General features: G+C 73.5%; 35 protein-coding genes. 34 read left to right on the top strand and 1 reads right to left on the bottom strand.

Features of this window, described 5'->3' with window-relative positions:
- Window positions 1-2 precede the first annotated feature (2 nt).
- The 33 genes from ACIQWA_RS36635 to ACIQWA_RS36475 all read left to right on the top strand — a co-directional run bounded on the left by ACIQWA_RS36635 (window position 3) and on the right by ACIQWA_RS36475 (window position 21,435).
- Window positions 3-1,142 carry a hypothetical protein gene (locus ACIQWA_RS36635; RefSeq protein WP_402490350.1) on the top strand — a complete coding sequence of 380 codons (1,140 nt, stop codon included), beginning with the start codon at window positions 3-5 and terminating at the stop codon, window positions 1,140-1,142.
- A gap of 38 nt (window positions 1,143-1,180) precedes the next feature.
- Window positions 1,181-1,555, top strand: a complete 375-nt coding sequence (locus ACIQWA_RS36630) for a hypothetical protein (RefSeq protein ID WP_402490347.1) — start codon at window positions 1,181-1,183, stop codon at window positions 1,553-1,555.
- A 70-nt stretch (window positions 1,556-1,625) separates the two neighbouring features.
- The gene (locus tag ACIQWA_RS36625) at window positions 1,626-1,763 is read left to right on the top strand and encodes a hypothetical protein (RefSeq protein ID WP_402490344.1); all 138 of its coding nucleotides are present in this window, start codon (window positions 1,626-1,628) and stop codon (window positions 1,761-1,763) included.
- Window positions 1,764-1,790: 27 nt separating this feature from the next.
- Complete coding sequence (locus ACIQWA_RS36620; protein WP_402490341.1) at window positions 1,791-3,908, top strand: hypothetical protein; 2,118 nt, start codon at window positions 1,791-1,793, stop codon at window positions 3,906-3,908.
- A gap of 213 nt (window positions 3,909-4,121) precedes the next feature.
- The gene (locus tag ACIQWA_RS36615; protein ID WP_402490338.1) at window positions 4,122-4,760 is read left to right on the top strand and encodes a hypothetical protein; all 639 of its coding nucleotides are present in this window, start codon (window positions 4,122-4,124) and stop codon (window positions 4,758-4,760) included.
- Window positions 4,761-4,789: 29 nt separating this feature from the next.
- Window positions 4,790-5,029 carry a hypothetical protein gene (locus ACIQWA_RS36610; RefSeq protein WP_402490335.1) on the top strand — a complete coding sequence of 80 codons (240 nt, stop codon included), beginning with the start codon at window positions 4,790-4,792 and terminating at the stop codon, window positions 5,027-5,029.
- Between the two features lie 132 nt (window positions 5,030-5,161).
- Window positions 5,162-5,473 carry a hypothetical protein gene (locus ACIQWA_RS36605; RefSeq protein ID WP_402490332.1) on the top strand — a complete coding sequence of 104 codons (312 nt, stop codon included), beginning with the start codon at window positions 5,162-5,164 and terminating at the stop codon, window positions 5,471-5,473.
- Window positions 5,474-5,601: 128 nt separating this feature from the next.
- The gene (locus ACIQWA_RS36600) at window positions 5,602-5,931 is read left to right on the top strand and encodes a hypothetical protein (protein ID WP_402490329.1); all 330 of its coding nucleotides are present in this window, start codon (window positions 5,602-5,604) and stop codon (window positions 5,929-5,931) included.
- Window positions 5,932-6,072: 141 nt separating this feature from the next.
- Window positions 6,073-6,606 (top strand): hypothetical protein, encoded by a 534-nt coding sequence (locus tag ACIQWA_RS36595; protein WP_402490326.1) that lies wholly within the window; start codon window positions 6,073-6,075, stop codon window positions 6,604-6,606.
- A 58-nt stretch (window positions 6,607-6,664) separates the two neighbouring features.
- Window positions 6,665-7,861, top strand: a complete 1,197-nt coding sequence (dnaN, locus tag ACIQWA_RS36590) for a DNA polymerase III subunit beta (RefSeq protein ID WP_402490324.1) — start codon at window positions 6,665-6,667, stop codon at window positions 7,859-7,861.
- A gap of 101 nt (window positions 7,862-7,962) precedes the next feature.
- Entirely contained in the window at window positions 7,963-8,715 is a 753-nt protein-coding gene (locus tag ACIQWA_RS36585) for a hypothetical protein (protein ID WP_402490322.1), read from the top strand.
- A gap of 195 nt (window positions 8,716-8,910) precedes the next feature.
- Window positions 8,911-9,249, top strand: a complete 339-nt coding sequence (locus ACIQWA_RS36580; RefSeq protein ID WP_402490319.1) for a hypothetical protein — start codon at window positions 8,911-8,913, stop codon at window positions 9,247-9,249.
- Entirely contained in the window at window positions 9,246-9,455 is a 210-nt protein-coding gene (locus tag ACIQWA_RS36575) for a hypothetical protein (protein WP_402490317.1), read from the top strand. The genes ACIQWA_RS36580 and ACIQWA_RS36575 overlap by 4 nt, the downstream gene beginning before the upstream one ends.
- 47 nt (window positions 9,456-9,502) lie before the next feature.
- Window positions 9,503-10,060, top strand: a complete 558-nt coding sequence (locus ACIQWA_RS36570) for a hypothetical protein (protein WP_402490315.1) — start codon at window positions 9,503-9,505, stop codon at window positions 10,058-10,060.
- Window positions 10,061-10,101: 41 nt separating this feature from the next.
- Window positions 10,102-10,485 carry an ATPase gene (locus tag ACIQWA_RS36565; protein ID WP_402490313.1) on the top strand — a complete coding sequence of 128 codons (384 nt, stop codon included), beginning with the start codon at window positions 10,102-10,104 and terminating at the stop codon, window positions 10,483-10,485.
- A 127-nt stretch (window positions 10,486-10,612) separates the two neighbouring features.
- Entirely contained in the window at window positions 10,613-10,861 is a 249-nt protein-coding gene (locus tag ACIQWA_RS36560) for a hypothetical protein (protein WP_402490311.1), read from the top strand.
- 49 nt (window positions 10,862-10,910) lie between these two features.
- Complete coding sequence (locus ACIQWA_RS36555; RefSeq protein WP_402490308.1) at window positions 10,911-11,522, top strand: hypothetical protein; 612 nt, start codon at window positions 10,911-10,913, stop codon at window positions 11,520-11,522.
- A 120-nt stretch (window positions 11,523-11,642) separates the two neighbouring features.
- Entirely contained in the window at window positions 11,643-12,095 is a 453-nt protein-coding gene (locus ACIQWA_RS36550) for an NUDIX domain-containing protein (RefSeq protein ID WP_402490305.1), read from the top strand.
- A gap of 122 nt (window positions 12,096-12,217) precedes the next feature.
- Window positions 12,218-12,700, top strand: a complete 483-nt coding sequence (locus ACIQWA_RS36545) for a hypothetical protein (protein WP_402490302.1) — start codon at window positions 12,218-12,220, stop codon at window positions 12,698-12,700.
- A gap of 135 nt (window positions 12,701-12,835) precedes the next feature.
- Complete coding sequence (locus ACIQWA_RS36540; RefSeq protein WP_402490300.1) at window positions 12,836-13,582, top strand: hypothetical protein; 747 nt, start codon at window positions 12,836-12,838, stop codon at window positions 13,580-13,582.
- Window positions 13,583-13,661: 79 nt separating this feature from the next.
- The gene (locus ACIQWA_RS36535) at window positions 13,662-13,940 is read left to right on the top strand and encodes a hypothetical protein (RefSeq protein ID WP_402490297.1); all 279 of its coding nucleotides are present in this window, start codon (window positions 13,662-13,664) and stop codon (window positions 13,938-13,940) included.
- A gap of 75 nt (window positions 13,941-14,015) precedes the next feature.
- Window positions 14,016-14,552 (top strand): hypothetical protein, encoded by a 537-nt coding sequence (locus ACIQWA_RS36530; protein WP_402490294.1) that lies wholly within the window; start codon window positions 14,016-14,018, stop codon window positions 14,550-14,552.
- A 28-nt stretch (window positions 14,553-14,580) separates the two neighbouring features.
- Complete coding sequence (locus ACIQWA_RS36525) at window positions 14,581-15,021, top strand: hypothetical protein (protein WP_402490291.1); 441 nt, start codon at window positions 14,581-14,583, stop codon at window positions 15,019-15,021.
- A gap of 216 nt (window positions 15,022-15,237) precedes the next feature.
- Window positions 15,238-16,086, top strand: coding sequence for a ParA family protein (locus ACIQWA_RS36520; protein ID WP_402490288.1), 849 nt, complete (start codon window positions 15,238-15,240; stop codon window positions 16,084-16,086).
- Window positions 16,083-16,997, top strand: a complete 915-nt coding sequence (locus ACIQWA_RS36515) for a hypothetical protein (RefSeq protein ID WP_402490285.1) — start codon at window positions 16,083-16,085, stop codon at window positions 16,995-16,997. The genes ACIQWA_RS36520 and ACIQWA_RS36515 overlap by 4 nt, the downstream gene beginning before the upstream one ends.
- Window positions 16,998-17,107: 110 nt before the next feature.
- Window positions 17,108-17,266 (top strand): hypothetical protein, encoded by a 159-nt coding sequence (locus ACIQWA_RS36510; protein WP_402490282.1) that lies wholly within the window; start codon window positions 17,108-17,110, stop codon window positions 17,264-17,266.
- A gap of 213 nt (window positions 17,267-17,479) precedes the next feature.
- The gene (locus tag ACIQWA_RS36505; protein ID WP_402490279.1) at window positions 17,480-17,998 is read left to right on the top strand and encodes a hypothetical protein; all 519 of its coding nucleotides are present in this window, start codon (window positions 17,480-17,482) and stop codon (window positions 17,996-17,998) included.
- Window positions 17,999-18,151: 153 nt separating this feature from the next.
- Window positions 18,152-18,418 carry a hypothetical protein gene (locus ACIQWA_RS36500; RefSeq protein WP_402490276.1) on the top strand — a complete coding sequence of 89 codons (267 nt, stop codon included), beginning with the start codon at window positions 18,152-18,154 and terminating at the stop codon, window positions 18,416-18,418.
- Window positions 18,399-18,914 (top strand): DUF6879 family protein, encoded by a 516-nt coding sequence (locus ACIQWA_RS36495; RefSeq protein WP_402490273.1) that lies wholly within the window; start codon window positions 18,399-18,401, stop codon window positions 18,912-18,914. Before ACIQWA_RS36500 ends, ACIQWA_RS36495 begins: the two co-directional genes overlap by 20 nt.
- Window positions 18,915-18,950: 36 nt before the next feature.
- Window positions 18,951-19,802 carry a helix-turn-helix domain-containing protein gene (locus tag ACIQWA_RS36490; RefSeq protein ID WP_402490271.1) on the top strand — a complete coding sequence of 284 codons (852 nt, stop codon included), beginning with the start codon at window positions 18,951-18,953 and terminating at the stop codon, window positions 19,800-19,802.
- Window positions 19,803-19,954: 152 nt separating this feature from the next.
- Window positions 19,955-20,104: a hypothetical protein gene (locus ACIQWA_RS36485; RefSeq protein WP_402490268.1), complete on the top strand. Its 150-nt coding sequence runs from the start codon at window positions 19,955-19,957 to the stop codon at window positions 20,102-20,104.
- A 192-nt stretch (window positions 20,105-20,296) separates the two neighbouring features.
- Window positions 20,297-21,013: a phytanoyl-CoA dioxygenase family protein gene (locus ACIQWA_RS36480; protein ID WP_402490265.1), complete on the top strand. Its 717-nt coding sequence runs from the start codon at window positions 20,297-20,299 to the stop codon at window positions 21,011-21,013.
- Entirely contained in the window at window positions 21,010-21,435 is a 426-nt protein-coding gene (locus ACIQWA_RS36475; protein ID WP_396540047.1) for a hypothetical protein, read from the top strand. The genes ACIQWA_RS36480 and ACIQWA_RS36475 overlap by 4 nt, the downstream gene beginning before the upstream one ends.
- A gap of 67 nt (window positions 21,436-21,502) precedes the next feature.
- Here the strand turns inward: ACIQWA_RS36475 and ACIQWA_RS36470 are convergent, their stop codons facing one another.
- Window positions 21,503-22,735, bottom strand: coding sequence for an MFS transporter (locus tag ACIQWA_RS36470; protein WP_402490263.1), 1,233 nt, complete (start codon window positions 22,733-22,735; stop codon window positions 21,503-21,505).
- A 371-nt stretch (window positions 22,736-23,106) separates the two neighbouring features.
- On the opposite strand from ACIQWA_RS36470, the gene ACIQWA_RS36465 reads away from it, so the two are divergent.
- Window positions 23,107-23,922 carry a hypothetical protein gene (locus ACIQWA_RS36465; protein ID WP_402490260.1) on the top strand — a complete coding sequence of 272 codons (816 nt, stop codon included), beginning with the start codon at window positions 23,107-23,109 and terminating at the stop codon, window positions 23,920-23,922.
- Window positions 23,923-23,952: the final 30 nt, after the last annotated feature.

Here is a 23,952-nt window from a genome sequence, read left to right as displayed (position 1 = left end):
CGATGGAGCTGCTGATCGCGATGGCGCTCGCGTACGCGCTGGGCGGCGGGGTCACCGCCGGGCGCGAGAGCGCGGCGAAGCACACCAAGACCCCGAAGCCGCCGAGGCCGATCGACCGCACGGACACCGGCCGCAAGGTCGCCGAGGGCGCGATCAACTCGGTGGCCCGCGTCTACACCTTCACCTCCGGCGCGATCGAGGGCTGGCGCAAGGCGTGGCCGGAGACCAAGGCGGCGGTCTCCGAGCGTCGGGCGAAGGTGAAGGCTGCCAAGGCCGAGCGGGAGGCCGCTCGCGAGAAGGCCGGGGCCGACAAGGCGGCCGGCGCCTCCGGGCCGGAGGCGGCCGATGACGGGATCATCGACGCCGAGATCGTCGAGGACGAGGTGGTCAACACCGGCGGCCCGAAGGCCCCGACCGCCGAGAAGACCGCCGAGGCGAAGGAAGCGGCGGAGGCGGCCGCGAAGGCGGACGCCACCGTGCACGTCCACGTCACCACCGACCCGCCGGCGCCCCCGAAGGCCCCGGCGCCGGAGAGCCCGCCGGCCGATGGCGCCAGCGGCACCGGATCGCGTCCGGTGCCGCCCCCCAGGACCGCCCCCACCGACACCGCGCCGGTGGGGGCGCCGCCGTCCCCGGCCACCCCGGACGGCGGTCCGCACCTGCGGATCGTCAAGGACGACGGCAGCACCTCACCCACGGCCCCCGCCGCCGGCGGGGCCGCCAGCACCCCGAGGAGCAGCATGAGCAACCTGCCCACCGCCGCGACGCGGGTCACCGAGGTGACCGGCGTCGATTCCCTGATGCAGTACCTCGCCCAGCTCTCCCGCTGGGCGCGGATGGAAAAGGACGACGCGATGGCCGCCGTCACCCGCCTGACCGACCTGCGCGCCAAGGCCGAGCACGCCTACAACGCCGCCGCGGCCGCCAAGTACGACAAGGCGACGCTCGGCGAGCTCGCCGCGATCGTCGAGAAGCTCACCGAGCTGAAGGGCACCCGCGAGGAGGACCTGCGCGCCTCCGATCTCGCCGAGCGCAACGCGACCCAGGCGTCGGCGAACGTGTGGGGCCGCCACGGTGGCATCCAGGAGGCCCGCAACGCCTCCGACGTCGACATGGCCGAGACCACCACCTACGGCGACTGACCACAGGTCAGCGCCCGAGAAGAACTGCGAGGACCTGCATGGCAGAGATCACCTACAGCCAGATCCAGGAGAACCTGGTGCAGCTGGCGTCCGCCACGGCCGCCGAGGAGGCCGCCGCCCGCGACCGCTTCGAGCGCCTGAACGCCAAGGTCGTCGAGGCGGAGCGCAACTACCACGCCATCACCGAGCTCGGCTTCGACCCGCTGACGCTGAACGACTTCCAGCAGGTCGGCGGCGCCCTGGTCGGCCAGGCGCAGGCGGTGGCGGCCGCCGCGAACTCCGCGATCGAACTCAACGGCATGGCCCGCGCCGCCGGGCTCGCGATCGAGCGCCGGCACGGTGGCTTCGACCGGGCGGTCGCCTCCGCCCCCGTCCCGGCCGCCAAGCGCGAGGCCTACAACAACCGCATGTGACCTCCCGGTCAGGCACCGCCCGCCCGCCCCGCGACCTGCTGCGGGGCGGGCGGTTCGGTGCCCGGCCGAGGTGCCGCACCCGGTACCCGGACACCCGTCGACCACGGAAAGGGGGCGCACGATGCGCCGCGACCCCATGGACCTGATCTACCTGCTCGGCATGTTCGGGCCGGTCATCGTCCTGCTGTTCATCCTGCTCGCCCACTGAAACCCGGAAGGAACCACGACCGCCGTGATGAAGAAGCCCACGACCGCCCCCGCTGCCCCGGCCGGGGCCGGCGCCGCCGAAGGCGGCACTCTCAGAACCCGTATCGCGCGCGGCGCCTGGCGCCGGCTGCACCGCAACCGCCGCCACCTGCCGCCCATCGCCGCCTCCCTCGCCCTGGCCGGCTACGGCCAGGCACTCACGGTCGCCCAGCACGGCATCGTCGGCGCGCTCGCCGTCGACGCCGCCCTGCCGGCCGCCGTCCTCGCCACCCGGGCCTGGCGCGCCAAGCAGCCCTACACCGGCCGCACCGCCCGCTTCCTGAACCGGCACCGGGTGCTGCCGACCCCGCCGAACCGGCCGATGCGCCGCGCCGAACTGATCCGCACCTCCGCGGCGGCGGTCGCCGCCGGCGCCCTGCTGACCGCGATGCCCGTCACCGGCACCGGCCCGTTCGAGGCGCCGATGACCGGGCTGTGGTGGCTCGCGCTCACCCCCGCCACGGCGATCCCGTGGTGGTGGCGCCGCCGCATCCGCGCCACCGTCGAGCCGCTCGGCCAGGAGGAGCGCATCGCCCGCTGGGAGGAGAAGGTCGCCACCCGCGGCGCCCTGCCCGGCTCACGCCTGGTCAACCCGGTCGACACCGGAGACGGGGCGTGGGAGGCGCTGATCGAGCTGGACGGCGGCAGGCAGACCACCGCCACCGCGATCGCCGCGACCACGATGATCGCCTCCGCCTACGGCCTGCCGATCTCCTCCATCGCCGTCGACGGCGTGCCCGGCGGCGCCGCCGACAAGGCGAAGCTGCTGGTCTACGACAAGAACCCGCTCAAGACCGTGCCGGTCTTCCCGGGGCCCGAGGCCCTTGACGTGAAGACCGGGATCGCCCGCCTGGGCCTGCACATCGACGGCGGACCGGCGCAGTACCAAATGTGGCGGCCCGGCTGGGGCGCCGTGCACACCCACATCTCGGGCGCCACCGGCTCCGGCAAGTCCGCCCTCCTGCGGAGCCTGTTCTCCATCGAGCGGCACTCCGGTCTCGTCACCTCCTGGGGCGGCGACCCCCAGGAGGGCAAGTCCTTCGGGTTCTGGCAGGACTACCTGTCCTACTTCGCCCCCGGGGTGGACGAGTGCATGGCCATGCTGATCGCCGCCGACGCCGAGCTCACCCGCCGCTCCAAGGCCTCCGCCCTGACGGTGTGGGAGGACGAGGACGGCGACCTGATGTACGGCGACACCGACTGGTCACCCACCCCCGAGGAGCCGCTCATCTCGGTGACGATCGACGAGTGGCAGGACGTCTGGGGCAACTATCCCGAAGCCCTCGACTACGCCGTGCGCATCGCGATCCTCGGCCGCAAGGTCGGCGTCAAGCTGCGCCTGGTCACCCACCTGCCCACCCTCGACTCCCTCGGCACGGGCAAGCTGCGCCAGCCGCTCACAGCGGGCAACAACATCGCCTTCCGCACCACCGAGCGCTCCGCCGGGTACGTCATCAACCTGCCCGCCGACCCGAACGACATCCCCGCCACCTGGCCGGACGAGCCCGGCGTGCCGACCTCCGGCATGGGCTACCTCAAGGGCGTCGAAGAGCGCGCCGCGATGTTCCGGGGCTGGGCGCCGGAGCGGGCCGGGATCGCCACCCGCTGGGCCAAGCGCGGCACCCCCGCCGTCATCTCCGAGGAGGCCGCCGAGCACATCGGCCCCGCCTACACCGAGTGGCGCGACCGCCTGGCGGCCCGCCGCCGGGGCGAGCTCCCGGCGGTGCCCGGCGTCACCGACGACGCCGAGACCACCACCCAGGCCGCCCCGGCCTCGAAGGCCAAGCCGCAGAAGAAGGGCAGCGGCACCGTCGCTCCGGCGAGGGTCTCCTTCGCCAAGCTGCCGGCCCAGGCCGGGCCCGGCTTCGAGCAGCAACTGACCACCACTGCGACCAACGGCAGCACCCCGGCCCGCGGGGACAAGAAGAAGGCGATCCTCGCCTTCCTCGAGACCGAGGGGCAGGCCACCACCGGCATCATCGCCGCCCGGCTCGGCATGCCGCTGTCCACCGTCTCCTCCACTCTCAAGCGGGCCGCCGAGAAGAACGAGGTCGTCGACCTCGGCCACGGCGCCTGGGCCTCCCCCGCCGCCATGGCCGCCGCCTGACCCCCCGGCACCGCAACCCCTGCCCGCCGCTCCGCACACCAGGGGCGGCGGGCACAACCGTCCACCTGACCAGGCCTCACACCCCCGTCTCCCGGCCTCTCCGGGGGCCGCCGGACCCCGCCCCGCCACGAGGTGGGCCCGGCGGCCCCAGAAGGCGCCGCGGCGCCCCGCACAACCCTCCCCGCCCGCTTCCCGCACGGATTGGAGGCTGCCGTGAGCAGCGTCTACGAGACCCCCGCCGTCCCCGCCGCCGACACGGCGGTCGACCTCAACGCCTACCTCCTCCAGGAGGGGTTCGTCCCCGCCTTCCTCGACGGCCAGGTCGTCGCCGTCCCGCTCCAGCCCACCCCGACCACCCCGGCCCTGATCCCCGCCCTGGTCGACGGCAAGGTCATCGCCGTCCCCGTCCACAACCCGCTGGCCGCCGTCGCCGCGCAGGCGCAGCCCACCCCGGCCCCGGCCGCCCCGGCGCAGCCGGCCACCGACCCCGGCCTGCCGCTGGCGGTGCGCCAGTGCGTTCTGTACGGCTCGGCCGCGGCGCTGGCGGCGGGCGGGCTGATGTGGATGGTCGGCGCGGCGGTCGGAGAGGTCGCCCCGCACGCCGACCAGCTCGGCACAGTCCTCAAGTGGGCGTCGATCGCCGTGGCCACCGTGGTGATCGGTGTGGCCGCCCTGCTCGGCAAGCTCCGCTCCGTCGCCGCCGGGGCCAGCACCGGGGCGTCCGTGAGTGCCGGCGGCGACGGCTCCAGTGCGACCGGCACCGTCCTGGCCCTGGTCCACCGCACCCACACCACCACCATCGGCAAGCAGTCCGCGGGGTGGCGCGGCTCCATCACCAACAACGTCGGCTGACAGCCCCGCCCATCGAAGGAGACCCGCCCGTGCGACTGCGACCGCGACTCGCCCGTCTGCTCCAGCGCCTGGACCGCCGCCCCGCCCCACTGTGGGAGGACGACCTGCCCAGCGTCTACCTGCCCGCCGGCGCCGAGCCGCCGGCCCCCGACCCGGACGGCGAACCCGACTGGTGCACCTGGCGCCAAGACCCCGCCGTCCAGCACCTCCTCGCGGCCGCCGAAGCCGAGGCCGAGGCCCGCCGCCACGCGGCCGTCGAGGGCCGCTGAGCCCGGCCGACCAGTCTCGCCCCCGGCCGCCCACCGCCCGCCCCTGCCACCCAGGCCGGGGCGGGCGGCGTGCTTCCGGGGGCGGGGCCGGCCGACTGGCCGAACCCCACCTCCGATGGGAGAACCACCGCCATGGGATACGCCTACTACACCGTCATCCGTGCAGACGGCATCGAGATCGAGGCCGGCTACGGCGTCGACGCCGTCTGCGAACACGAGGGCTGCACCGCGCAGATCGACCGCGGTCTGGACTACCTCTGCGGCAGCACGCCTGGCGCCCCCGAGGACGGCTGCGGCAAGTACTTCTGCGCCAGCCACCTTTACTACACCGACCCGGAACCGACTGAGGACGACGAGGACGTCAGCGAGCCCCGGCCCTGGAACTGCCAGGCCTGCTGTGACCAGCGGGACCACGAGGTGCCGGCTGGCGCCACCCAGAGCTGACTCGGTCGGCCAGTCTCGCCCCCGGCCGCCCACCGCCCGCCCCTGCCACCCAGGCCGGGGCGGGCGGTGGGCTTCCGGGGGCGGGGCCGGCCGACCGGCCGAACCCGCAGCCGAGAGGAAACCCAGCCGTGGACGTCACCTTCGACACCCTCATCCGCCGCTACTCCGAGGACATCGCCTACCTCGCCGGCGGCGACAACGGCCCCCTGACGATCCCCCAGGAGGGCTTCACCCCCGAGCGTTTCACCGAGCTCGTCGAGGACGCGGCCGCCTACCTCGACCGCATCCCCGTCTCCCCGTACTTCGACTACGCCGAGGAGCTCCACCAGGCCGCGATCTACCTCAACGACGCGCTGACCGCCGAGCCCGGACCAGTCCAGCACGCGTTCCTCGCCAAGGCGGGCAACTGCATCGACGTCGCCGAGCCCGCGGCCCAGGACCTCGCGCTCAGCTGCTGACCCGCCGCCGAAACTCCTGAACCGGACCACCGGTCCCGTCCCCAGCCGCGCCCCGCCCACCCCGCCCCGCCGGTGGGCGGGGCGCTCTGGTGGCGCCACCGGCCGCCCGGCCGCACCCACGACCCCGTCCGGAGGACCCCAGTGAGCGTCACCGTGACCGTCACCGCCGACCCGACCAAGCCCGGTGACGTGGCCCAAGCCGCCGTCACCGCCATTACCAAGGCCGTCCAGGCCGCCGCCGGGCGGCACACCGCCCCTGCGGGCCCCCTGCCCACCGCGTCCTGGCGCAGCAACCGCATGAACGCCGCCGACCTGCTGGAGCGCCTGGCCGAGCTGCCCGACTGCGCCCCGGTCATGGTCGACGGCGAGCCGCTGACCGACAGCACCTACGACGGCACCGTCCACCTCCACACCGCGCGCACCGCCCCGCCCGTGCCCGGCGCCGGCCTGCCGGTCGCACTGGCCTCAGTGTGGCGCAGCACCCGCACCCGGCTGCTCGACGTCGGCGAGCTGCGCGAGCGCCTCGCCCAGGCGCCGGACTTCGCACCGGTCACCGCCGACGGCGAGGTGCTGACCGACACCGACTACGACGGCGACCTCCACCTGCACACCCCGTACACCGGCGTCCTCGACGAGGACGACGAGGACGACGAGGACGACGAGGACGAGGACTGACGCTCCGCCCCCCAACCGCACCCGCAACCCGTCGCCACCACACCCGAAGGAAGTGCTCATGAAGCTGCGCCTGTTCGCCGGTCCGCTCGCCGACGCCGTCGCCTACGTCGCCCGCGCCCTGCCCGCCCGGCCGCCGGTGCCGGTCCTGGCCGGCATCCTCCTCGCCACCGGCGACAAGGGCCTGACCCTGTCCGCGTTCGACTACGAGGTCGCCGCGACCACCAGCACCGGCGCCGAGATCGCCGACGACGGCACCGCGCTGGTCTCCGGCCGCCTCCTCAACGACATCGCCAAGACCCTGCCCAAGGGCGGTGAGGTTGACATCGAGGTATCCGGCGCCCGCCTGCTGCTCACCTGCGGAAGCGCCCGCTTCACCCTGCCCACCCTCCCGGTCGAGGAGTACCCGGCGCTGCCCGCCGCGCCGGACACCGTGCTCACCGTCCAGGCCGACGCGCTCGCCGACGCCGTCGCCCAGGTCGCCATCGCCGCGAGCACCGATGCCTCGCTGCCGGTGCTGACCGGCGTTCACCTGGCTCTGGACGGCGAGCGGCTCACCCTGGCCGGCACCGACCGCTACCGCTTCGCGGTGCGCGAGCTGACCGTGAAACCGACCGGAACCCTGCCCGCAACCAAGCCCAAGCGCGGCAAGAAGAAGGACACCGACGACGTCGTCGACGACGGCCGTACCGTCCTGGTCCCCGCGAAGTTCCTCCTCGAGGCCACGAAGGCGATGGCCGGCGAGCACCCGATCGGCCTCGGCTGGTCGGACGGACAGCTCACCCTCACCACCCCCGGTAACACCTTCGGCACGCGGCTCCTGGAGGGCGAGTTCCCCAAGTTCCGCAACGTCTTCCCCACCCCCGAGGACGCCGCCCTCACCCTGACCGTCGCCGTGGACGACGCACTCGCCGCCCTCAAGCGGGTCTCCCTGGTGGCCTCCGCCAAGACCCCGATCCGCCTCACCGTCGCCACCGCGTCCGACGGCGGCACCGAACTGCTGCTGGAGGCCGGGCACGGCGACGACGCCCACGCCACCGACCGCATCCCCTGCAACGCCGACGGCGCACTGGAGGGCGGCGCCGCCATCGCATTCAACCCCGCGTACCTCACCGACGCGCTCAAGTCCCTGGCCGCCCCCGAGGCGACCTTCCACATCACCCACCAGCACAAGCCGGCGCTGCTGACCGGCCGGGCCGGGGACCTCGCCGACAGCGACTACGAGCACCTGCTCATGCCGATCCGCCTCGACGGCTGAACCCCGCCGCACCGCACCACCAGCCATCCCGGCCCGGCCGCACGACGCGGCCGGGCCGTCCGCATCACCGACCCGACCCACACAGAGCGCAGGAGATCGCCGTGAACCAGCCCAACCCGCTGCTCGACCAGGCCGTCATCGAGCCGGACACCGAGGACCCGGACCTGATCTGGCGCACCCCCCGCCGCACCCCGCGGTGGATGATCCGCGACATCTACGGCACGCCCAGCGTGAAGGCGACCGTCGTCCTCGCCTTCTTCGCGCTGCTGATGCTGATCGCGCTGTCGCTCGCCGTCGGCCCCTACGTGCTCCGCGCCCTCCACTGGATCACCCAGCCCGAGCACTCCACCGTCCCGGCCTCCCGCCTGTGGCACACCGTCAACGACCCGATCTACCACTACCTCCAGATCCACTCCGCCGGCCTGCCCGCAGGAGCGCGGACCCTGTTCACCTTCTGGGGCCTGGCCGGCGCCGTGATCCTGATCCGGGCGCTGCGCCAGGGCGCCACCGTCGGCGTCCAGCTCGGCTCCCTCGTCTTCGGCGCGCTGACCGTCTCCATGGTCTGGTCCGGCACCGAGGGCCCCGGCAAGCCGGTGGCCGCCGGCCTGGCCGCGCTCGCGTGGGCCGTGCTCGCCGCCCTCGCCCTGACCGGCTCCTGGATCCACACCACCGTCATCAACGAGCCGCCCGCCGCGCCGCCCGCCCCCGCTCCGGTCCCGGCGCCGCCGGTGACGGTGCCGGTCACCGTCGAGGTGCCCGAACCGCGGATCGAGGCCGTCGTCGTCGACGTCCAGCAGCTCCAGGTCGACATCAACGGCCGCCGCCTCACCGGCGACGACGGCCAGCACGCCTGATCCCACCCCAGGGCCGCCCCGTACAGCACCGGGCGGCCCCACCCTCCTTCGCCCGCTGACCGTCCCCCTTTCCGGGCACTGACGCTGCCCACCGGCCGCCCCGCCGACCCCGCCACCTGGCCGGGACGGCGGGGCGCTCCGGTGCGCGGCGCGGCCACCCGGCCGGGCATTCCCGTCGACCACCAGGAGAAACCCGTGACCCTCCCCCGCCAGCAGCCCCGCCCCGGCGCACACACCCCGGTCCCCTACCGGACGCAGCAGCCGGCCCCGTACACCGGCCAGGCCGGTCCCGGCGAGCGGGTCATCATCGTGCAGCTGCCCGCCGACCAGCCGCTCGCCGACCGGAACGAGCCCACCGCGGCCGACGTCGCCGCCGTCCGGGCCGCGGTCCGGCGCGACGCCCGGTTCTTCGTCCTGCTCCTGGTCGGCGTGATGCTCGCCGTCGCCTCCCTCGCCGCCCTGCGCTGGGCCGCCAACGCCACCATCCCCGCGCCCGCTCCGGCCCCGGCCCAGACCGCCCCGGCCACCCGGTGATCCACACCCTGCTCCAACGGGCCGCCACCCGGCTGCGCCGACCCCGCATCGTCTGCCCGCACTGCTGGGGCCACGACCTGGAACACCACCCGCCCGCCTTCTGGCGCTGCGCGAGCTGCCAGTACGAGTGGGGCCCGAACGCCGCCTGGAACACCCCGCAATGGCCGGCCCGGCCCGCCACCCGCACCCACGACCTCTACGCCTGACCGGACACCGTCCGCCCGACACCACCCGCAGAAGGGACCGCCGCCCCGTGAACACCCACACCACCGACGACATCGAGCAGGTCTTCGCCGGACTGACCGCCCAGCGCCACTCCGGCCTGCTCGACCCGGACGACGCCTACGACGTCCTGCTGCGCTTCCTCGCCCACGCCCGAACCACCGGCCAGACCCGCACCACCGCCGACGAACTCCACACCGCCATCCACCAGCTCGACGGCAGCCACGTCTTCGGCGGACGCGGCACCCTGCGCACCCTGCTGCGCAACGCCGCCGCCGACCGCGAGATCCGCATCACCGCCACCGGCCACATCCTGCTGCGCTCCGACGCCCCCAGCGACGGTGGCCCGGAACACACCTGGATCCGGCTGGAGACCAGCCGCGGAGCCGAGGTCGAGATCGTCGGCGCCGACCCGTGGCCGGACTACCAGCAGCAGGCCCCCGGCCCGGCCTGGTGGCGCTGTACGGGCTGCCGGATGTCCAGCGGCAGGCTCGCGCAGGACCTGGACCTGATGCGCATCGAGGCCACCGGTCACGCCCGCGACTGCTTTGCCAGGCCCGCCCCCGCCGCCTGCACCGACGCTCACTGACAGCACCCAGCCGGTTCACACCACCAGGAAGGACCACGCCCGTGCGCATCGAGATCATCTCCTTCGGCCACCTCCACGGCCCCGCCCCCGCCGCCCACCTCGCCCTTGACGTCCGCGCCCACTTCCACGACCCCCACCGCGACAAGGCCGTACGGCACCTGACCGCCCGCCACCCCACCATCCAGGACAAGGTGGCCACCACCCCCGGCATCCCCCAGCTCCTGGACGCCACCGTCGCCGCCGCCCAGGCCTTCGCCGCCGGACCCGCCGCCGACACCGCGCCCCTGACCATCGCCGTGGGCTGCGCCGGCGGAAAACACCGCGCCGGCTACCTCGCCGACCAGCTCGGCGAGCGCCTCACCGCCGCCGGCCACGACGTGCACGTGACCCACCGCGACATCGACAAGGCCGTCGTGGAGCGCTGACCGCCGTCCCGGACGCTCACGCTGCCCACCACCGCCCCCACCGTCCGGCCGACCAGGCCGCGGCGGCGGGGCGCGGTGGTGCGCGGCGCGGCCGCCCGGCCGACACCACGCAGGGAGAGGAATCCCCATGCCCCAGGCCCACGACCCCGCCCCGGCCGACCCCCGATACCGGGCCGACCTGCGCGACCTCGAGCCGCTCGCCGTCCGATGGGCCGCCCAGCGCGACGGCCGGCCCATGCCCGCCCCGGACCCGGACAGCCGCAAGGCCCTCATCCGCATCCTCACCGAGGCCGCCGCCCGAGGCGCCGCCGCCAACCCCGAGGCCGCCCGCCTCGCCCAGGAGCGAGCCGACCAGCTGCGCGCCGGACTGGACTGACGCCCGCCCAACCAGCCCGACCCCGACCCCCTGCAAGAAGAGGAGAAACATGGACAGCACCCTGACCGCGGACCAGCAGCTGGCGCTCGCCGTCGAGTTCCGCGTACCCATTCCCCAGATGGTGCCGGCCCGCGGGTACGGCGAGGTCGTCGTGCGCCGCGACGAGACCGGAGACGGCTGGGCGGTGACCGACGGCGCCATGGTCGGGCTGCGGGCCTGGACCGAGGGCGAGGACGGCGGCTGGCGGCCGGTCAGCGACATCGGCCGCGCCGCCGCCTACCGCCACACCCGCGAGGACGCCCTGGCCCTCGCCCACCGGGTCGCCGAGTACGAGGCCATCACCCACCAGGTGCTGCTCGGTGTGATCGCCGACCCCCTCGGTCACGCCGTCCGCACCCGGCGACACAGGATCACCTGCCCCCGCTGCCACCACCAGGGCGTCGAGGAGTACGGCGAGGCGATCTCCGGCACCGACGACTACGCCGACTGCGCCCGCTGCCCGGCCTGCCGCCTGGAATGGGCGCTCGACCCCGGCGCCGACGTCACCTGCACCACCTGCGGCGGCAGCGGCATCCCCGGCGCCGGGCCCATCGGCCGGCGAACCCCCGACGGCTGGCAGTTCGCCCCCACCTGCGGATGCGTCGCCTCCTCCGGGCAGTGACGCTGCCCACCACCGCGCCCCACCGTCCGGCCGGCCAGGCCGCGGCGGCGGTGCGCGATGGTGCGCGGCGCGGCCGCCCGGCCGACACCACCCACAAACCTTCACCAGGGAGCCGAGAAGATGACCGAGGCCTTCGAGTCCATCCGCTACACCGCCGACGTGGTCGCCATGACGCCGGACGGCCGCGTCCTGCTGATCGAGCGGGGCTGGGCCCCCTTCGAGGGCGCCTGGGCGCTGCCCGGTGGCCACGTCGACCCGGGGGAGACGAGCCGCGCGGCGGCTGCTCGCGAGCTGGAGGAAGAGACGGGCGTGCGCGTGGACAGCGCCGACCTGCTCCAGCTCGGCGTCTGGGACGCCCCGGGCCGGGACCCGCGCGGCCGGTACGTCACCGTCGCCTATCTCGCCGTCGTCCCCGAAGACACCGCGATCACCGCCGGGGACGACGCCCGTGCGGCCCGCTGGTGGCGGCACGACGACCTGCCGCAGCAGCTGGCGTTCGACCACGCCGCCATCCTCGCCACGGCCCTCAAGGGGGCTTCGGCCGACACCGACCCCGCCGGCACCGCGATCTGACCGGGCACTGACGCCGCCCACCACCGCGCCCCGCCCCCCGAGCCAGCCAGGCCACAGGGTCGGGGCGCGGTGGTGAGCGGCGCGGCCGCCCGGCCGAACCCACCGCCCAGGAGGTACCCGCCGTGACCACCACTGCCCGCGCCGCCCGCTTCGCCGCCGCCTACGCCCTGCTGCGCGCCGGGGCGGACGTCGGTGACCACCTCGTCCAGACCGACCACTGCGCCCGCACCAAGGGCGCCACCGACGCCGCCCCCGTCACCGGCGACGACGGCACCGTCCACGGCACCGCCGCCGGCCGCAAGGCGTGCGCCGTCCACTGCCTGACCTACTCGGCCACCCAGGCCGCCGCCCTCCTCCTCGGCGCCCGCGCGCTCGGCCTGCGACTGCGCCCCGGCCAGGTCGCCGCCGCCCTCGCCATCTCGGGTCTGACGCACTACGCCATCGACCGAAGGGTTCCGCGCGGGCTCCTCCAGCGGTTCGCCGACGCCACCGGCAAGGGCAACTTCTACCGCCTGACCGACTACGGCATGAACGGCGCGTACTGCATGGACGGCGCCGTCCACCACGCCTTCGAGACCATCGCCGCCGCCGTCCTGGCCCGCTGACACCACCCCAGACACAGTCCCGCCGAACAGCCGCACCGGCCCCGGCACAGGCCGTGCCCGAGGCGTTCGCGACGCCCCCACCGGCGCCTGTACCTGACCACCCACCAGCCCCGCACCCACCAGAAGGAAACCGAGATGACCCAGCAGACCACCGACCTGCGCACCCGCGCGCTTCGCGCCCTCTTCGACCTCGCCGACCCGGCCGCCACCATCGCCGCCGCGGCCGCCGCAGGCCTCACCGCCTACCGCGCCCTGGCCGCCCACCCCGCCGAAACCCGCACCACCCTCGCGCTGGCCGCAGCCGGCCTCGCCGCCGCCCTGACCGACCAGCACACCCACCACCTCCTCACCCCGCTCCGCGCCCGCCTCGGCATCGAGCGCCACCCCGCACCGACCACCGCAGCGCCCTCGCTGGCCCAGCTCGCCCAGGACGCCACCGCCAACACCGCCGCGCGGGCCGCCAGCGGCGCGATCCACCTCGACTTCAGCTCCGGCTGCCTCACCAACCCGCGCAACTGGCAGGGACAGTCGGACGGCACCGCCACCTGCGAGCTCACCCCCGCCGCGCACCTGCTCTACCAGCCGTCCGGCACGGACAGCGGACTCGCCGAGTACAGCGGACGGCCGCGCTACTACGAGCTGGTCGCCGACGGCGAGCACCCGATCGTCGTCACCACCGTCACCCAGCTCGCCGACCTCCTCCAGCGCCACGCCGACCGCCGCCCGCTGGACGGCAGCGACGAGGACGACCCGTGGGCAGCCGTCAGCCAGGACACCACCACCCCGGGGACCGTCACGGACGACGACACGGAGACCGACGAGGACCAGGCCGACGACCACCGCGACCAGGAGACCGAAGCCCGGGCCGACGCACGCCCCTGACCGGCACCAACCCGGCCGGCCCAGCCAGGACCCGGCCGCCCGGCCCCACCCCGTCCGAACCGATCAGGGAGTCACCGCGATGGCCCGCACCACCACCCGCCGGCACACCCGCCGCCCCGCCCCCGTCCGCAACCACGACACGAAGACCGCCCCGCTCCTCGCCCTGCCGAAGGTCAGCGAAGACCCCTTCGCCGGACCCGCCGGCCGCACGCACTTCGCCTGCGACACCTGCGAGACCACCTGGGCCGGGGCGGAAGCGGACTGCTGGAACTGCGGCAGGCCCGCCACCACCGAGCACCCCAACCTGACCGCCGCCCTCCAGCTGCTCCTGCACCGCCCCGCCGCCCACCGCGCCTGACCGCCCGCCACCACCAACCCCGGCCCGGCCCGCACCGTACGGGCCGGGCCACCTCGCCGAAGGAGACCCCCAGACATGACCCTCGCCCCGATTCCCCGCCGCGGCCTGTTCACCAGCGACCCCGACGAGCGGCTGCGCCCCGGCACCCCGGACCGGGCCTGGGAGCTGTGGCTCACCGGCCCCAACGCCCTCCTGCCGATGCCCGACCTCGCCACCGCGCTGATGGCCGCCGCCGAGCACAACGCCCTGACCGCCGACCTCGACGACGGCTCCCCGCTCGAGCCCGTCACCTACGCCCTGGTCCTCCACCACGGCTACGCCTGGCGCCGCGAGGGCGCGGCCCGCCCGGGTGCCGGCATCGCCGTCCCGTCGCTGTGCTGGACCGCCAAGTGCAGCATCTGCGGTGACGTCGTCGAGGACGAGTTCATCCCCCACCACGACACCCCCGAGGCCGCCGCCGACGACGCCGTCGGCAGCCGCGAGTGGGACGAGCTGCCCGATGGCCGGCTGGTGTGCGAGCGCACCGACGATGCCCACGACGACGCCCGTGCCCAGGCCCGCCCCGAGGACGCCCCCGAGCAGCCGGACGAGAACCAGCTCGCCTTCCTGTAGACCAGCCCAGCATCCGATGGAGGACCGCATGCACCGCACCGTCATCGCCCCTCGCCCGGACAGCCCCGCCTCGCAGGCCGTCGGTTTCGACCTGGACGGCACTCTCGCCGTCGACAACGGATGGCAGGGAGGCCGCATCGGCCTGCCCCAGCCCGGCGCCATCGAGGCGCTGCGCACCATCGCCCAGCAGCGCGCCGTCTTCGTGTTCACCGTGCGGCCCGAACGCTGGCTGCCGGAGATCGCTGACTGGGTCACCTGGTACAGCGGGCTGGAGGCCTTCGTCGACCAGTCCGAGGGCAGGGCGTACTGGACCACCCGCGGGCCGGTGCTCGTGACCAGCACCAAGCTGGGTGCGGCCTGCTACATCGACGACCGCGCTGTCCACCACGCTGGCGACTGGGCTGACACACTTGTCACCGTCAGCCACGCGATCGGCCTCGACCGGGCAGGCGTTCTCATCCCTGCCTGACCTCCAGCACAGTGAAGGGCCCGCTTCCTTCGGCTTCGGCGCCGGAAGAAGCGGGCCCTTTCGCGTTTCTGGGGAGCTCGACCAAGATCATTCTTGCACAATTGGGCAAGAATGATCTTGGTCGAGTGGAGCGCGCGCGTGATGAAGGGGCACTCGTCGGGGTGTTGTCCGGAGGGGACGGCCTGTGGCCGTGGGGCCAGTGGCTATCGTCCCTGCATGACCGAAATCGCAACAGCGACCTTCACCGGCGCCCCGTCGTTGCCCGGGCCGCGCCCGGGCGAGGCGTACATCATCGCCATGTGCAACCAGAAGGGTGGCGTCGGCAAGACGACCACCACCATCAACCTTGCCGGTGCACTCGCCGAGCAGGGCAAGCGAGTTCTTGTGGTCGACGGCGACCCGCAGGGCAACGCCACCATGGCGTGCAAGGTGCCCCTGCTCGACGAGGACAAGGGCCCCACCCAGGCCACGGTGCTCCTGGAGATGGGCGACCCGCGCCCCCTCATCGCCGAGACCAAGGTGCCGAACATCCACATCCTGCCCGCGAGCATGGACATGTGCTTCCTGCCCAGCCGGATGCGCGAGACCGGCATCAGCATCACCCTGTACCGCATGCTGCTCTCCCACGTCCTGCACCTCTACGACGTGATCCTGCTCGACCTGCGGCCGGCGCTGGACACCGACACCGACGCGCAGACCGCCGCGGCGAACGCGGCGATCATCCTGGTGGATGTCGACGAGTGGGCCATGAAGGCGGTCAAGATGCAGACGGCGCAGCACATCACCGTCATGCGCAAGGCGCAGCGCCCGGACGGCGACCTCACCATCCTCGGCCTGGTGATCGGGCGCATCGTCAAGCCGATGGGTGACATCGACGCCCGGATCTACCGTCAGCTCCAGCAGCACCCGCGGATCCGCTGCATCGGCGAGGTGCCGATCCGGTCGACCGACCTGAAGGAATCCCGCGCCGTCGGCCTGCCGGTCGTCCAGCACCGGCCCCGGACCGACACCGCCGGCTTCTTCCGCGAGATCGCCGTCAACACCGGACTGGTGAAGGCGGCATGAGCGGCGAGTACGAGATCGACGGCTGGGACGACGAGGAGGCCACCGAGGCCGCCGTCAAGACCCTAGAGAACACCTCCCGGCGCGCCACCGAGGAACGCCGATCCGCGGCCGACCAGGAGATGGCCGAGCGCATCAAGAAGGCGGTCGACGCCGCCCGGCCAGGCCTCGACAAGGTCCCCGACCCGGTCGAGCCCTCCGGCGACGGCGACCTGACCCCGGAGGAGGAGGAGCGCCTGACCGCCTGCATTGCAGGCGTCGAGCTGCTCTCCACGGCTTACTGGGTGGCGGGCAAGTCGCTGGACACCATGGCGGTCGGCCGGCTGTTCCGCCGCCTCCCGCACAAGCTGGAGCCGTCCCGCTGCTACGCCACGATCGAGGAGTGGGCGAACCTCGAGCACGGCATCAAGCAGTCGCGGGCCAGCAAGCTGCGCGCCGGGTGGGAGCTCGGCGAGGTCCTCAACGCCAGCGGCTACAAGGCGCCCGAAGGCCAGGTCCGCGAGCTGGTGCCGCTCAAGAACCGGCACGGCCTCAAGGCCGCCGTCGGGGTCTACCAGCTGGTGGTCGACGCCGTCGGGGCCGACAAGGTCACCGCCGAACGCATCCGCGAGACCGTGCGGCTGCTGCCCGGCGACCTGGCCCTCAGTGACGAGGACGACCCGGAGGTCATCGCCCACGCGCTGAACGATGCGATCGAGTCGGCCGAGCCGCCGCAGCCGAAGCCGCCCGCGGCCCTGCCAGCCGAGCTGAAGCGCGATGTCGACCGCCGGGCCGTGGCCCTCGCCGACCGGCTCGACCGTCGGCGCATCGACCGCCAGGAGGTCCTCGGGCACCTGCTCGCCGCGTTCGCAGACGAGGACGACAGCCGGGTCTTCGACGCCGTCTTCGACCGGATGAAGAAGGCCGCCAGCTGAGCAGAGCAAGAAAGGGCGCCCGGCCAAATGTGGTGGCCGGGCGCCCTCTTGCGTACTCAGCGCACCCTACCCGAGCCATCGGACAGCCGCGCTCCGGGCATCATCGGATCATGACTCCTTCGCCTGACGAGATCGAAGCCGCCCGTACGCCCGCCGGCGGTTGGACCCGGGCGCAGCTTGCCGCCTGGGGTGTGCCGTGGCCGCCGCCCAAGGGCTGGAAGCAACAGCTCGCCGACCAGTGGCAGGCCGAGCAGAACAGCGCCGGCTGAGCTGCCGCAGGCCGTCGCCGTCAAACGGCCGGGCCACCCTGCGGGCTGAATTCCCGTGGTGGCGGGGTGACGGGTCCAGGCCCGAGGGCTGTCCTGTGCCCGCAGACGGCGGGCGTCTTGTTCGTTCGCGGACACGTTCGGTGGCGTTCTCGCTACGGTGACCGGGTCCGGGCGGCCGTGCCCGGACCACGCCCGCGGCGAAGGGGGACCACCGTGTCCACTGCACTGCTTAAGCCCCGCTACTGGCTCGCCCACGCTCTGGAGTGGCCGCAGGGTGAGGGCCCGTACCGGGAGTGCGCCCAGGCGCTCGCGCCGTCGATCATCCCGAGGCAGATGGTGTCCCGGGACGTCGCGGACATCCTGGCCGTCGCCGACGCCTACCAGAAGGCACACCCCACCCGGCGCCTGGTCTTTTTCAGTGACCTGACGCTGTGGTTGGACGGCCACGGCAGCGACTGGGGCCGGCGCGGCACCGACTGGGAGGGCGGCCTGCGCCAGCTGGAGGACGCCCCCGCCCCCGCGCTCTTCCTGACCCTCAGCCAGTACCACCACGCGATCCTGGCCGACTCCAGTCGCCAGGGGACGAAGATCTACTTCGGCGACGGCACGGTCGAGCAAGTCACCCCCGAGACCCGGGAGAAGGCCCGCGCGTTCATGCAGCAGACCCTGGAGCGGGACTGGCCCGGCTACATCGGCCGCCTGATCGCCGACGGCAAGATCCGCACCGCCTGACCGCGCCGCAGGCCCGAGGCCGGACGATTCCGCTTCGGGCCCGGTCGTACGGCGCGTGCCGCTCTGCTGCGCCCGCACGCCCCTTGACGTGTCGTCACCCGTGGGTGGAGCGTCGTGCAAGTCCGTGTAACCGACTTGGTACGGGAGGCCACCGTGACGCTACGTTTTCTGGGGATCTGGCCGAACACCCCATCCGACCAGTCCCCCACGATCTGGGTGGAGGAAGAGACCGGAGACCTGATCATCCAGTCCTGGAAGGCCGACGACGAGACTGTCCGGCAGGCCCAGGAGGTCGGCTCGGTGCCCGGCCACACCACCGACGTCCCGGAGCACGAGACGGTGATCCGGCTGCCCGCCAACATGCTCCAGTTCATCCCGCGGCCCGACGGAGAGGCCCCACGTGGCAACACCGGTTCGTAAGGCGCTCGCCCGGGCGCAGCGCTCGGCGGTGCATCTGGAGATGCGCGACCACTACATGCTGGACGACCCGGAGTTCATCGCCTTCCAGCAGGGCAAGCGCCTGGATGAGGCCGATCGCGGGTCGTGGTGGCACGGGTGGCACGACGCGGTGGCCGAGGCGGTTGGCCGCGGGGTGGTGGTGCGGCGGGCACGGATCGTCTCCGAGCCGGTCCACGACTACATCCGCTACGAGCACGACCTGACCTTCGGCAACCTGGCCGCCGGCGAACAGGTCCGCTGGCTGCCCCGGCGCAACACCAAGGACCTGTGCCTGCCGGGGCTGGACTTCTGGGTCTTCGACGACCAGGTGGTGCACTATCACCACTTCACCGGGGAGGGGCAGCTCGCCGAGGACGGGGAGGAGATCCTTCAGGATCCCGCCCTGGCCAGGCACTGCGCCGCGGCGTTCGAGGCGGTGTGGGAGCGCGCCGTCCCGCACGACCGGTACGCGGTCTGACCCGAGCACCCCCACCCGCACCGGCAGCCAGGTCCCATGCCCGCTTCCCCGTCGTCCAGCGCCCAGGCCGCCCGCAAGGCCGTCGCCGAGCGCCTGCGCGAGCTCATGCTGGACGCCGGCCTGAACGGCAAGCAGCTGGCCGCCCGGTGCGGGTGGACCGGTGCCAAGACCTCCCGCATCATCAACGCCAAGACCCCGCCCTCGGACGCGGACATCCGCGCCTGGTGCGCGGCGTGCGGCGCCGACGACCAGGCCGCCGACCTCATCGCCCGCAGCCGCCAGGCCGACGCCATGTTCCTGGAGTGGCGCCGGATGGAACGCTCCGGCCTGCGCCAGGCCCAGCAGGCCGTCCGGCCGCTCTACGAGCGCACCCGCTCCTTCCGCGCCTACGCGCCGTGGGTGCTGCCCGGCATGGTGCAGACCCGCGCCTACACCACCAGGGTCCTCACCGCGATCCGCGACCGCCGCGGCCTGGTCGACGACGTCGAGGCCGCCGTCGACGAGCGGATGGACCGCCAGCACATCCTCTACGAAGGCCGGCACCGCTTCGCCCTGCTGATCGAGGAGAGCGTTCTGCGTAACGGTCTCGGCGGGCGCCCGGTGATGCTGGAGCAGCTGCGCCACCTGCTCACGGTGGGCCGGCTGCCCAACGTCAGCCTCGGCGTGGTGCCGATGCGGCCGGACCGGGACAACGGCTGGCCGGTGGAAGGGTTCTGGATCTACGACCAGACCCAGGTCAACGTCGAGCTCGTCTCGGGGTATCTGACGATCACCCAGCCCAGCGAGATCGCCATGTACGAGAAGGTCTTCGCCGAGCTGTCCGACGTTGCGGTACGCGGCGCGCCGGCACGGGCCCTGATCACGGCGGCGATCGACGCCCTCGGATGAATCCGTGTAATCCGGTGCAACTTCGTTGAGTGACTACTTCGCTACTCCCTACCGTCGTTGATGCCGCCCGGTGCGAGGACTGAACCGATCCCCCTCGGCACCGTGGACGCCCCGGGCGGCGACCAACCCCCGCGACGTGCTGGAGCACCGCTATGCCCGCGAGCAGACCGCATCCTCGACACCCCGGCCACGACCTGGTGGTGACGGTCGACGGCCAGACGGTGGTCCGCATCCCGAACCACAGCGCCGCCCTGCGCCGGGCCCGGCTGTTCCGCGAGCTGCGCGGCCGGCGGCCGCGGTGAACAGCGCCGACTTCGTCCCGCCCGAGAAGCGACGGCCGGGCCTGACCATCCGCACCTACTGTGTCGGCCCTGACGGCACCCGATCCCACGACACCGGCCAGGTCACCCTCGACCCCGACGACGTCCCGGCCCACTCCACCCACCCCGCCGCCGGCTGGCCAACCTGCTCCTGCCCGATCCACGGAGGAAACCGTGCTCACTCAGCTTGACGGCATCCTCGGCCGACGCGGCATGAGCTCGCCCATCGAGTGGTCGTCTCCCGGCGCGGCGCGCGGCCGCGGCGCCCTCCTGGTCGCCGCCCACCGCGACCAGGAGATCGTCCGCAACCCCCACCTGACCGAGGACTGGGCCGCCTCCGCTGTCCGCGCCCCGAACCTGCTCGCCGCCGTCCAGGCCGTCCTCGGGCCGGACGTCGCCGTGGAGAACACGTTCCTCGTCGCGAAGTGGCCGGGGAAGGCGTTCCAGATCCCCTGGCACCAGGACGGCATCGACGCCCGCCTGGAGCTGGACCCCGAGCGCTCCGTCTCGGCGTGGCTGGCCGTCACCGACGCCACCGAGGCCAACGGCTGTCTCGAGGTAGCCCAGGGATCGCAGTCGGCCGGCTACCTGCCGGTCGAGAAGGAGCCGGCGAACGGCACCGGGCGCGGCCGGGCCGACCAGGCCGTCGGCTTCACCCCCGAGACCACCATCACCGTGCCGCTGCGCGCCGGCTGCGCCGTTCTCATGGACAGCCGTCTGGTGCACCGCTCCGCCACCAACACCAGTAGCGGCGCCCGCATCGGGCTGAACGTCCGCTACACCGCGCCGGGCGGCATCGTGCGGCGCGACCCGAAGAGCCCCAGCGTCGTGCCGATCAGCGGCACGGGCTGGCAGTCCGGCAGGACAAGGGAGAGGAGAGCACCACTGTGACCATCCTCGACACGCTCGACCAGGCGACCGCGGTGACCCGCGTGCGCGTCCTGACCGGGGAGGACGCCGACGCGGCCCGCCGCGCCGACAAGACCCCGATCGGCAAGTCCGACTGCACCTACTACTGCCCCGACGCCGCCACCGCCGAGCGGTGCATCGAGGCCCTGCGCGAGTCCGACGAGCGGCTGCGCAGCCGGCCGGAGGAGCTGATGCTCTGGGACTGGCAGTGCACCTACTGGGAGCCCGAGCCCGGCAACCCCAACGGCGGCGGCACCGTGCTGCTCGGCGTCGCCTGGTACGACCCGGCGTTCTTCGCCGACCGGCGCGACGCCTGGTTCGGCGCGATGCACCAGCGGATCTACCAGCAGCTGGGCATCCCGCTGGAGGACATCACCGTCACCCACTGGTCCCTGATCGCGTGATCTGAGACCGAACAGAACGAAAGGGCCGGACTCCCGCACCACCAGGAGTCCGGCCCCGCTCGCGTCTTCAGCCGCGCACGCTCTCCAGCACCGGCTCTGCTCCCGGCAGCGGCGTGCGGGTCTTCGCCCACCACACCACGACCGCGCACCCGGCGACGCCCACCAGGGCGGTGACGAGGCCGCCGGCGGTGAAGCCGGCCCGCGGGTGGGCTGCGGCCAGCGCGGGGATCCCCGCCATCGCCAGGGTGCCCATGGTCCGGATGACCGTCTGGTCGAGTGTCAGCAGCCGCCTGCGGGCGGCTGGCGGGAACTGCGCCAGGTGCGTGGACAGCGACACCGCGAGGAACGGCGAGACGGCCCCGTACGCGGCCGACACCGCCACCAGCTCGGCCACCGTGCTCACCGAGCCGGTCACCGCCATCAGCACCCCGGAGGCGGCCCACGCGGCGCAGTAGAACACCGGCAGGGCCCGGGGGAGACGGACGTTCCCGGCGACGGCGTTGCCGAGGATCGACCCGGCCCCGGTGGCGGCCAGCATCACGCCGTACGTGCCGACCCCGCCGCCGAGCCGTACCGCCACGAGCGCGGGCATCACGATCGACACCGCACCCGCGAAGATCGCGATCCCGTGGACGGCCAGCACCACCCCGGTCTCCGGATGCGTGCGCACCAGCGCCCGGGCCCGCGGCCTGGCAGCAGACGCTGCCGTCGCTCCGGCCGGCCCGGCCTGCCTGCGCACGGCACCAGCGCCCAGCACGGCCAGCGCAACGGCGGAGAGCGCGAACGTGCCCGCGTCCAGCCAGAACAGCCCGGCCATCGGCATCACCGCGAGCAGCACACCGGCCGAACCCGGGCCGGCGACCCGCGCGATCCGGTTGGTCGAGTCCATCAACCCGCTCACGGCCTGGACCTCCTCCGGCCGCACCAGGTCCGGCACCAGCGCCCCGAGGTTCGGATCGAACAACGCCCCGCCGACACCGAGCAGACCGGCCGACACCAGCAGCCCCGGCGTGCCGAACACCTCCCACGTCCACGGCAGCGCCGCGACCAGCACCATCCGGACCAAGTCCACCCCGGCGAGCGAGCGCAACGTGGTGAACCGCTCCATCAGCGGCCGTCCCACGGTGCCGAGCACGATGTACGGCACCGACTCCGCGATCGCCACCAGGCCCATCGCCGCGCCGCCGGATCTCTGCCAGGCCAGCCACATCACCGCCAGCGCGTACAGCCGGTCACCGAACACCGACGCCGTCTGCGCGCCCCACAGGAGAAGAACCGGGCCCCGCCGAAGCAGCCGCACGTATCGCAAGATCCACACCCGTCCGGAAAGCACGAAGTCCCGGCAGCAGGCTCGCCACCGGGAACTCCCGCAACCCTAGGGCAAGTTGAAGATCACCTGTCGCAGACTCCCCGATCGCCACAGTCCCCGGGCCGTTGGCCGCATCCGCAGTGCCACCCGTTCGTTGAACCTGCCGAGCGCCCCGACCAGGGCGTGCGGTTGCGCCTGCTCCACACTGCCCGGCACGTACACCCCCACGGTCCGGGCGCCGCATGGTGAAGCCCTCGGGTGGTCGGGCCCGTACACAGCCCGGCCGCCCGAAATCCCCTCACGCCGACCGCCGGCTCACGCCAGAATCGCTGCACAGTCAGAACAGCGAGGACGGGCAAGGCATGGACGAGTTGAGGTTCGACGGGGGTATCGGGACGTTCACGGTGAACGTCCCGGAGAACGCCCTGATGATCCACCGGGCGTTGGGCACCCACAGCCTGCAGATGCAGTTGGAAGTCGGTGTTCCGAAGGGAGGGGACGCCGGCCGGGTGCTGCACCTGGACACGGACCTGTTCGCACCCCGCGATGCCGGCCCGAAGGCATGGCTCGGCTCGACGTCCCAAGCTCTGGCCTTCGTGCCCGATACCGGGCTGGAGCGCCCGACCTTGCGCTTCCTGCTGACCGGCGCTCAGATCCTGGCACTTGAGCAGCACCGCAGCGGTGACCTCCACCTCGAGCTTGAGGTCCGCGCCGTCCTGCCCCAGGCCATTGGGCACCCGGGCGGCAGCCAGGCCACTGTGCACATCAGCGTCGCGGAGAGCCGCTGGCGCCAGCAACTGGCCGCGCTCGGCCGCAACCTCGGCGTGGAGATGACCATCCCCTTCCCCGAGGATGACGGACCGGGCCGCGGCGCCGCCGACTTCCTGCGGGAGGCCCAGCGCCTGCTCGGCGCCGGCGAGATCGACCCCGCGATGCTCATGGTGCGCAAGGCCCTGGAGACCATCGAGAAGATCACCGGCTGGAACCGGCCGGGCAGCAAGAAGGACAAGGGCCAGATCACCGCGGACGAGCGGTGGGCGCTGATCCGCTGCGCGTTGGAGGACCAGGCCAGCGGCGCCATGCACGTCGACCCCGGCACCAGGGACTACCGGTACAGCCGCACCGAGGTGGAGTCACTGATCGCCATGGCCGCCGCGCTGCTGCGTCTGCTGCCGTGACTGTGGCTGCCCCGGCCGTCTGCTGTGGCG

It is taken from the genome of Kitasatospora sp. NPDC098652, assembly GCF_044760155.1.
GTDB lineage: Bacteria > Actinomycetota > Actinomycetes > Streptomycetales > Streptomycetaceae > Kitasatospora.
The sequence above is the reverse complement of the archived record's forward strand: the minus strand, read 5'-3'. Positions and strand labels throughout refer to the sequence as shown.

What these genes read in the sequence shown, in the direction of transcription:
- ACIQWA_RS36540 (WP_402490300.1), top strand. Translation starts at nt 12,836, where the DNA reads ATGACCCAGCAGACCACCGACCTGCGCACCCGCGCGCTTCGCGCCCTC.
- ACIQWA_RS36485 (WP_402490268.1), top strand. Translation starts at nt 19,955, where the DNA reads ATGCCCGCGAGCAGACCGCATCCTCGACACCCCGGCCACGACCTGGTG.
- ACIQWA_RS36635 (WP_402490350.1), top strand. Translation starts at nt 3, where the DNA reads ATGGAGCTGCTGATCGCGATGGCGCTCGCGTACGCGCTGGGCGGCGGG.
- ACIQWA_RS36620 (WP_402490341.1), top strand. Translation starts at nt 1,791, where the DNA reads ATGAAGAAGCCCACGACCGCCCCCGCTGCCCCGGCCGGGGCCGGCGCC.
- ACIQWA_RS36550 (WP_402490305.1), top strand. Translation starts at nt 11,643, where the DNA reads ATGACCGAGGCCTTCGAGTCCATCCGCTACACCGCCGACGTGGTCGCC.
- ACIQWA_RS36490 (WP_402490271.1), top strand. Translation starts at nt 18,951, where the DNA reads ATGCCCGCTTCCCCGTCGTCCAGCGCCCAGGCCGCCCGCAAGGCCGTC.
- ACIQWA_RS36515 (WP_402490285.1), top strand. Translation starts at nt 16,083, where the DNA reads ATGAGCGGCGAGTACGAGATCGACGGCTGGGACGACGAGGAGGCCACC.
- ACIQWA_RS36520 (WP_402490288.1), top strand. Translation starts at nt 15,238, where the DNA reads ATGACCGAAATCGCAACAGCGACCTTCACCGGCGCCCCGTCGTTGCCC.
- ACIQWA_RS36525 (WP_402490291.1), top strand. Translation starts at nt 14,581, where the DNA reads ATGCACCGCACCGTCATCGCCCCTCGCCCGGACAGCCCCGCCTCGCAG.
- ACIQWA_RS36535 (WP_402490297.1), top strand. Translation starts at nt 13,662, where the DNA reads ATGGCCCGCACCACCACCCGCCGGCACACCCGCCGCCCCGCCCCCGTC.
- ACIQWA_RS36465 (WP_402490260.1), top strand. Translation starts at nt 23,107, where the DNA reads ATGGACGAGTTGAGGTTCGACGGGGGTATCGGGACGTTCACGGTGAAC.
- ACIQWA_RS36555 (WP_402490308.1), top strand. Translation starts at nt 10,911, where the DNA reads ATGGACAGCACCCTGACCGCGGACCAGCAGCTGGCGCTCGCCGTCGAG.
- dnaN (WP_402490324.1), top strand. Translation starts at nt 6,665, where the DNA reads ATGAAGCTGCGCCTGTTCGCCGGTCCGCTCGCCGACGCCGTCGCCTAC.
- ACIQWA_RS36630 (WP_402490347.1), top strand. Translation starts at nt 1,181, where the DNA reads ATGGCAGAGATCACCTACAGCCAGATCCAGGAGAACCTGGTGCAGCTG.
- ACIQWA_RS36510 (WP_402490282.1), top strand. Translation starts at nt 17,108, where the DNA reads ATGACTCCTTCGCCTGACGAGATCGAAGCCGCCCGTACGCCCGCCGGC.
- ACIQWA_RS36560 (WP_402490311.1), top strand. Translation starts at nt 10,613, where the DNA reads ATGCCCCAGGCCCACGACCCCGCCCCGGCCGACCCCCGATACCGGGCC.
- ACIQWA_RS36530 (WP_402490294.1), top strand. Translation starts at nt 14,016, where the DNA reads ATGACCCTCGCCCCGATTCCCCGCCGCGGCCTGTTCACCAGCGACCCC.
- ACIQWA_RS36605 (WP_402490332.1), top strand. Translation starts at nt 5,162, where the DNA reads ATGGGATACGCCTACTACACCGTCATCCGTGCAGACGGCATCGAGATC.